The organism is Nodularia sp. LEGE 04288 (genome assembly GCF_963896525.1).
Classification (GTDB): Bacteria; Cyanobacteriota; Cyanobacteriia; order Cyanobacteriales; family Nostocaceae; genus Nodularia.
Genome location: NZ_CAWQOY010000124.1, coordinates 36,217 through 42,916, shown reverse-complemented (window position 1 = coordinate 42,916; position 6,700 = coordinate 36,217). Strand labels below are relative to the sequence as shown.

At 41.7% G+C, this 6,700-nt stretch carries 7 protein-coding genes; 5 read left to right on the top strand and 2 right to left on the bottom strand.

What is annotated here, in order from left to right:
* Positions 1-137 precede the first annotated feature (137 nt).
* Positions 138-1,025 (top strand): 4-hydroxybenzoate solanesyltransferase, encoded by an 888-nt coding sequence (locus AACX33_RS16265; RefSeq protein ID WP_193998611.1) that lies wholly within the window; start codon positions 138-140, stop codon positions 1,023-1,025.
* 449 nt (positions 1,026-1,474) lie between these two features.
* On the top strand, positions 1,475-2,053 hold the full coding sequence (locus tag AACX33_RS16260; protein WP_193998612.1) for a hypothetical protein: 579 nt from the start codon (positions 1,475-1,477) through the stop codon (positions 2,051-2,053).
* 153 nt (positions 2,054-2,206) lie between these two features.
* Here the strand turns inward: AACX33_RS16260 and AACX33_RS16255 are convergent, their stop codons facing one another.
* Together AACX33_RS16255 and AACX33_RS16250 are read right to left on the bottom strand one after the other, a co-directional pair.
* Positions 2,207-3,589, bottom strand: a complete 1,383-nt coding sequence (locus AACX33_RS16255) for a cytochrome P450 (protein WP_193998613.1) — start codon at positions 3,587-3,589, stop codon at positions 2,207-2,209.
* Positions 3,590-3,647: 58 nt separating this feature from the next.
* On the bottom strand, positions 3,648-4,265 hold the full coding sequence (locus tag AACX33_RS16250; protein ID WP_193998614.1) for a Coq4 family protein: 618 nt from the start codon (positions 4,263-4,265) through the stop codon (positions 3,648-3,650).
* Between the two features lie 158 nt (positions 4,266-4,423).
* Here AACX33_RS16250 and AACX33_RS16245 point away from each other — a divergent pair, with 158 nt between their 5' ends.
* The 3 genes from AACX33_RS16245 to AACX33_RS16235 all read left to right on the top strand — a co-directional run bounded on the left by AACX33_RS16245 (position 4,424) and on the right by AACX33_RS16235 (position 6,642).
* Positions 4,424-4,690: a WD40 repeat domain-containing protein gene (locus tag AACX33_RS16245; protein WP_193998615.1), complete on the top strand. Its 267-nt coding sequence runs from the start codon at positions 4,424-4,426 to the stop codon at positions 4,688-4,690.
* Between the two features lie 269 nt (positions 4,691-4,959).
* Entirely contained in the window at positions 4,960-5,166 is a 207-nt protein-coding gene (locus AACX33_RS16240) for a hypothetical protein (RefSeq protein WP_193998616.1), read from the top strand.
* Between the two features lie 219 nt (positions 5,167-5,385).
* Entirely contained in the window at positions 5,386-6,642 is a 1,257-nt protein-coding gene (locus AACX33_RS16235) for a GNAT family N-acetyltransferase (protein ID WP_193998617.1), read from the top strand.
* The last annotated feature ends 58 nt before the right edge of the window (positions 6,643-6,700 follow it).

Here is a 6,700-nt window from a genome sequence, read left to right as displayed (position 1 = left end):
GCTTCTTCCCCCACTCCCCACTCCCTACTCCCTACTCCCCAGCTATAAAGGTGATACTTTTACAAATATCAAATAACGTTATTCTATAGATGTAAAGATGTGTGAATTCATCTATCTAAAGTTCTTACTTGATTTCTATGCTGAATCCTTACAAAAGTAAACAGGAACCTGTATGGCTAACTATTATCCGGCTTTTGCGGTGGCATAAACCAGAAGGACGATTAATTTTAATGATTCCTGCCCTTTGGGCTGTATTTTTAGCAGCCGCTGGAAAACCACCTTTACCTTTAGTAGGCGTAATTGTCTTAGGTACTTTGGCCACGAGTGCGGCTGGTTGTGTAGTCAACGATTTATGGGATAGGAACATTGATCCGGAAGTAGAGAGAACACGAAATCGACCTCTGGCTTCTCGCGCCCTGTCTATCAAAGTCGGAATTGTGGTCGCTATTATTTCCCTAGTATGTGCAGCAGCACTCGCTTTATATCTTAACCCCTTAAGTTTCTGGTTATCTGTGGCAGCTGTACCAGTAATTGTGCTTTATCCCGGTGCAAAGCGAGTATTTCCCGTACCGCAGCTGGTACTTTCCATTGCTTGGGGTTTTGCGGTTTTGATTAGCTGGAGTGCTGTCACACAAACTCTTTCTCAGCCAACTTGGCTATTGTGGGGCGCGACTATATTGTGGACATTAGGATTTGATACAGTTTATGCTATGAGCGATCGCGAAGATGATCGACGCATTGGCGTGAATTCCAGCGCTTTATTTTTTGGTAATTACGCCCCTCTAGCTATCAGCATTTTCTTTGTTAGTACAGTGATTCTACTAGCTTGGCTAGGTATATTGATTCATCTGAAAATAACCTTTTGGGTTAGCCTCGCAATTGCTACTATTGGCTGGACTTGGCAGTGTTTACGTTTAAGAAACCAAGACCTACCCAACCCTGTGTATGGTGAAATCTTCCGCCAAAATGTCTGGATTGGTTTTATTTTACTGGCGGGAATGATTGCCGGATCTATTTTAGCGTAGTAGTGCCAACAGAAAAAACACCATAAAAAGCGACCTAGCCCACTCAGCCAGATCGTCCTGTCGATTAAAAAGTCGTTAATCTACTAAAAATAATACTTTGAAATCCACTGTATGGGTTTGATATTTATTACTCAATTATTATCTATTTTTTAGATATTTTCACGTATAGCAACCGCCAAGGAGGCTAAGACATAAACGGATAAGTAGGTCGGCGTAAATAAAGTTAACTGGCTAGGGTCGTCATTTGTCCTTTGTCATTGATCATTAGGAACTCACCCTCTTCTCCCCCCTGCTCCCTGCTCCCCTGCCTCTTCTGTGTCCCATACTTTTACAATAATTTTACAATTTCCTGGGATTTGCGGGGATTACGCAAAGTTTTGCTCAATATCTCTGTTAGCAGTGTTTAGTAGTTGGGTAGATGACTATAAAATTTAGATGTACCCAACTCAATGAAGCGATCGCATCTTGTCCAAATAGCCATGATAGCTTTACTTTCTCTAGGTAGTCTTGGCATTGTTGGGGGAAGTTTTTTTCTGAGAAAAGCTTTTAGCAGTAGCAGCGAAAGTCAAGTCATAAATGACCCATCTCGTTATCAAGAAATTCGTCAGCAATTATGGACTAATCATCACCACATTCAACATTTTCCTCATGATCTGCCCAGTGGGACTAAAAACGTCCGGATTGCTTATTCTTCTGGACTTTCATCAGAAGGTAGTTTTTTTCAAATCAGGCTAAAACAGTCACCAGAAAAAATCCAAAAATTACTTTCAGAATATCAAACCCTGGCTAAATATCAATACACAGGTGGTAGTACAAACGACCACATTAACCAAGAAAATGGTGTGCCGACCACATTCTTTTACACCAGTGATGCCTCTAAAGAATCATTTCCACCCACATATACAATCTTAGTATTAGATGCCCAAGACAGAGGTACACCCGGCTTCAAATGGAATCATGGCCATAGTTATGGCGTAGCCATTGATAGTTCAGCCTCAGAGATTGTCTATTGGACTGAAAAATGGTAACTCCAAGTTATCCTATTAGCAGGCAAAACTTCGGACTTTCGGCGCAGCTTCGTCCATAAATGGCGAGCTTACCCGCAGCACAAGAAACTTGGGGAGATTTTTTGATTTTTCAGTGCCTAACTTCCCACTCCCCTGATTTCCTGTTCTCTACCGCTAAAATTTAGCTTTTACCCTCAAATTAACGCCGCCATTGGGTGCAAATACTATGCCCCGGCGAACAGGATTAAGCGGCTCTTTATCCAGCAGTTCTAAGGAATAATTTGAGAGGATGGTTGCCAAAACTAATTTCATTTCAAATAAAGCAAATGCCGCACCAATACAGCGACGATTTCCACCCCCAAAAGGTAAAAATTCATAGGGAGAAAACTGCCGTTCTAAAAAACGTTCTGGTCTAAAACGCTGAGGTTCTGGGTAAATATCTGGGCGCTGGTGAGTCAGATAAGTACATATAGACAGCATCATCCCTTTTGGTAAATCATAGCCCATTAATTGCATAGGTGCTTTGAGAATGCGCGGCAAACTAAAGAAAACAACTGGATAAATCCGCAGCGTTTCCGAACAGACAGCATTCAAATATGGCAGTTGAGTAATTACGGTGGGATCTGCATTAGCTACATCAATAGAATTGAGTTCTTGCAGCAATTTTTCCCGCACTTCTGGAATAGAATGAACCCAATATAAAGCCCAAGCTAGAGCGATAGCGGTAGTTTCATGACCAGCAAATAACATAGTTATTAACTGATCGCGTAACTCCACATCAGTCATTTCTTCCCCATTTTCATCCCGTGCAGATAATAACAAGCTGAGGATATCATTACCCTGAGATTCACGATGATGACGACGTTCCCGAATTTCTTGGTAAATCAATTCATTAAACTGTTTTCTGCGCCGGATAAATTTGCCCCAAGGACTCCAAGCACCTAAATCGCGTTGTAATGACTTGAGAAACAAAAATACAGAACTCAAAGGAGAATTAAAAGTATCCAACATCTCAGTTAAAACTTCCTTGATTTGTTGGTAACGTTCCCCTTCTTTTAAGCCAAAAACAGCACGTAAAATTACTTGCAAGGAAATATCTTGCATACTAGTACGAGCGACAAAATTTTCTCCCACAGTCCACTGATTAGTAACTTGCTGAGTAATATCACGGATTAATTGACCATAAGCCCGCATCCGTTCACCGTGGAAGGGAGGCATTAACAGTTTACGCTGTTGTAAGTGGCGATCGCCATCAAGTAATACTAACGAGTTAGCCCCCAAGAGCGGTTCGATAATTTGGCCTTCTGAATCGATTTCAAACAGGTTAGCATCGGCTGTAAAAACTGCCTCAATTGCTTGGACATTACTCAGCACTACTTGCGAAGGAAAACTACTAAATTCCGCTAAATAAATATCTCCATAGCGTTGTTGAGCTTCCTCTAAAGAAGATATGGGAGTAAAAATTGATTGCATCGTTTGAATAAATCTAGGTGAGCGAAATTTTGGTGGTAATTTAGCACTCTTGTGAATTGCCGAATTTTCTGGATTTGTAATCATTACAAACTCCTGTTTTTTTGATATATGAACTCAGTTATCAGATGCTGTAGTTGTGGAATCATGAAGACGTTGCTATTGGAGGTAAAGATAAGCATTTTCTCACCTCAGCAATTGAGTCTAACCAATGTTCTTCAAATCGATAACCCAAAAGAAAGTCAGCATTTTTTGCCATTTCTCTACCTTGGGACAAATTCCTCAAAATTGCTTTAATTTGTTGAGGGGCAAGCATAGGATAGAGTAATTTAGCTATCCATAAACCAATTTTTAGTGCTTTGCTATAGTTCTGCTCAACTGCAAAAGCCAGAACCCCGATTTCTCCAGCATAGGTGGTATCAAATCCCAGTAAAACATGAAAAATATCGTGAGTAACCGCATATCGCAAAGCAAACACATTACATCTAGCAACGTCCTCTAGCTCAGGACTGATATTGAAGGGTCGCAGATGATTTGCTTGCATATGGTCAGCATATTCTCGTCCAAAGGAACCTTGAGGATATTGGCTTAATTTGTCTAAATCAATAAAAGGATGATATCCCACTACTTCTTGAAATTTAGAAGCTACTTCTGGCGGAATTTTTGCCTCAAATAACTCCGATTTAAGAATAGCTAAATCACCTAAATGGTTTGAGTTTTTATAAGTCAGAAGCATTTTAATTTGTTTCAATTTCTTGAACATAATCACCCTCCTGTATTTTGGGTAATGCGTAGCTACTTGTCCTCAAACATCACCAAGATCAGGGATGTCAAAGATTTGCGGTCGATTTCATTCATGCGATCGCCTCTAACCTCCAAGGCAGATGACTCGCCAGTGGTAGTGATAATTTTTACGTCAAATTGTGGAATATTGCTAACGGCGAATGTATCAAAACTTTCAAACCCAGACCTAACTGGATTGGTGCAGTGGCATTTAGTCCTGATGGTAAAATTATAGTCAGTGGCGATGCCAACGCTGGGATTAAAATCTGGGATCTGCTCACCCCAAAATGTGTTAAAAGCTTAAGAACCTCACCCCTGTATGAATCCAGGAATATTTACGGAATTACAGGTGGGACAGAGGCGCAGAAATCGACCTTAATGAATTTGGGTGCAGTAGAGAGTTAGAATAGCGATCGCAGTTAAAATTTCAGCCTATTGCTGACCCTAGCAATCCTAAATCACGCCAAAATTCTTTCTTGTCTGGGCTTTCTTCTCCGCAGTACGCGCACCTTCAAAGAGAACACCACCCCAGATTCACAGCAAAAGCGTTCACATCCGCAATGCAAAAAAACATTAAACTTCATTGCGAATTAAGAAGCTAAGGAAAACAATGTGATAAGTTCTGATGATGTAGAGAAACAACACAGCATTAAGTTAAGGAGAATCCAGTGGCAATGGAATCAAATATTTCAACGGGCGCAGTTGTAGCAAATGAAGATTTCAGCGAATATGTTGCCCACTTGCAACTTCACATGACTCTACAAGCCCGCAATCTGGTTCCAACCCTGAAGCAGACATTTTCAGTTGCAGATAGCCGAGAGCAACTGCTTCACCAAACTCAAGCCAACTTTGAAAAGCTAATTTCCCGACAAGGGCTGTAATAGTTCCAAATCTTTCTCGAAAATCTCATAAAATGAAAGCAGATATTGTTGGGTCAACAGCAAGGTTGTTCTCATCAAGTCTGCTTTATTTTGGTTTATTCATGATCATATTTTAGTATCAAGTTACAAAAATAACTCTTTGGGCGCAATAGCTAGGAGCGGAAAGCCGTTAAAATTAATTATTGCAACAGTTCCTCTGACTCAGTAAGTTAAGGCTAAATGGCAGCTCGAATTAAAATGACTTCATTACTTCCTCGACACCTCAGCGTTGTCATCCGGCCAGCCCAATACCGGGATCTGGACGGAATTGAACAAATAACTCAAGACTCATTCACAAGCCTCACTCCCAAAGAAGCTCAACTGGCAATTAGCCAGATGCAATGGTTACGGCGTTGGTATGGATTACTCAAATTTTTGAGTTGGTTTCCTAACCCCCTCAAGTATCGCTTCTGTGCCTACGTAGCAGAGCAAGGGCGAGTGCTTTTAGGAATGATTCAAGTGTCACCCTTTAACCGCACACGCAGTACATGGCGGATTGATCGGGTCATGCTGGCTCCATCTGTGGAGAAGCAAGCAGTCGGCTCGCAACTTTTGCGCCATTGCTTTGAGTCGATTTTGGAAGCTCGGACTTGGCTATTAGAAGTTAATGTCAATGATAAAGACGCACTGGCACTATATCGCCAAAATGGATTTCAGCGTCTAGCAGAAATGACCTACTGGGAAATTGATCCCCAATTACTCGCGGAATTAGCCCAAGCAGAGCCTGACTTGCCCAATCTTCTCCCTGTCAGTAATGCCGATGCTCAATTACTCTATCAGTTAGATACAGCATCAATGCCTCCTTTGGTGCGTCAAGTTTTTGACCGCAACACTCGCGACTTTAAAACCAGTTTGTTTGGGGCTTTAACTGATGCTGTCAAGCAGTGGGTAACCAAAACCGAAGTAGTTAGTGGTTACGTCTTTGAACCCCAACGCAAAGCAGCCATCGGCTATTTCCAAGTCCAACTTGATCGCAAAGGTAAAACTCCTCATGTCGCCACGCTGACAGTTCACCCCGCTTATACGTGGCTGTACCCAGAGTTACTTTCCCAATTAGCTCGTATTGTCCAAGATTTCCCCCAGCAAGGTTTACAACTCGCATCATCAGACTACCAAGCAGAAAGAGAAGAGTATTTAGAGCGCATTGGGGCAGAACGCATAGAACATACCTTAGTGATGTCTCGTTCAGTTTGGCATAAGCTGCGGGAGTCTAAATTTGTCTCCTTAGAAGGCATTCAGTGGACTGGGGTGCTGCAAGGTTTGCAACCAGCTCGTAAACCCATACCAGGTGGGATGACATGGATACAAAAAACGCAGCAACCAGCCTCAGACAGGCCAGCGCCAACCAAATCAGAACCTTTAACCTTTAAGTGCGAAAATTTGAGTATGGAAGCATTCCCCATTCCGGAGACAACAGATAGAACACAGGAGAACTAGTTTGAGCAATTTTTTGTTAATAGTACAAGTCCCCAGCCCAGATTTATCTGTGAAATCA

Coding starts and splice junctions, on each gene's coding strand:
- AACX33_RS16240 (WP_193998616.1), top strand. CDS start 4,960: ATGGAATCAAATATTTCAACGGGCGCAGTTGTAGCAAATGAAGATTTC.
- AACX33_RS16235 (WP_193998617.1), top strand. CDS start 5,386: ATGGCAGCTCGAATTAAAATGACTTCATTACTTCCTCGACACCTCAGC.
- AACX33_RS16255 (WP_193998613.1), bottom strand. CDS start 3,589: ATGATTACAAATCCAGAAAATTCGGCAATTCACAAGAGTGCTAAATTA.
- AACX33_RS16265 (WP_193998611.1), top strand. CDS start 138: ATGCTGAATCCTTACAAAAGTAAACAGGAACCTGTATGGCTAACTATT.
- AACX33_RS16260 (WP_193998612.1), top strand. CDS start 1,475: ATGAAGCGATCGCATCTTGTCCAAATAGCCATGATAGCTTTACTTTCT.
- AACX33_RS16250 (WP_193998614.1), bottom strand. CDS start 4,265: ATGTTCAAGAAATTGAAACAAATTAAAATGCTTCTGACTTATAAAAAC.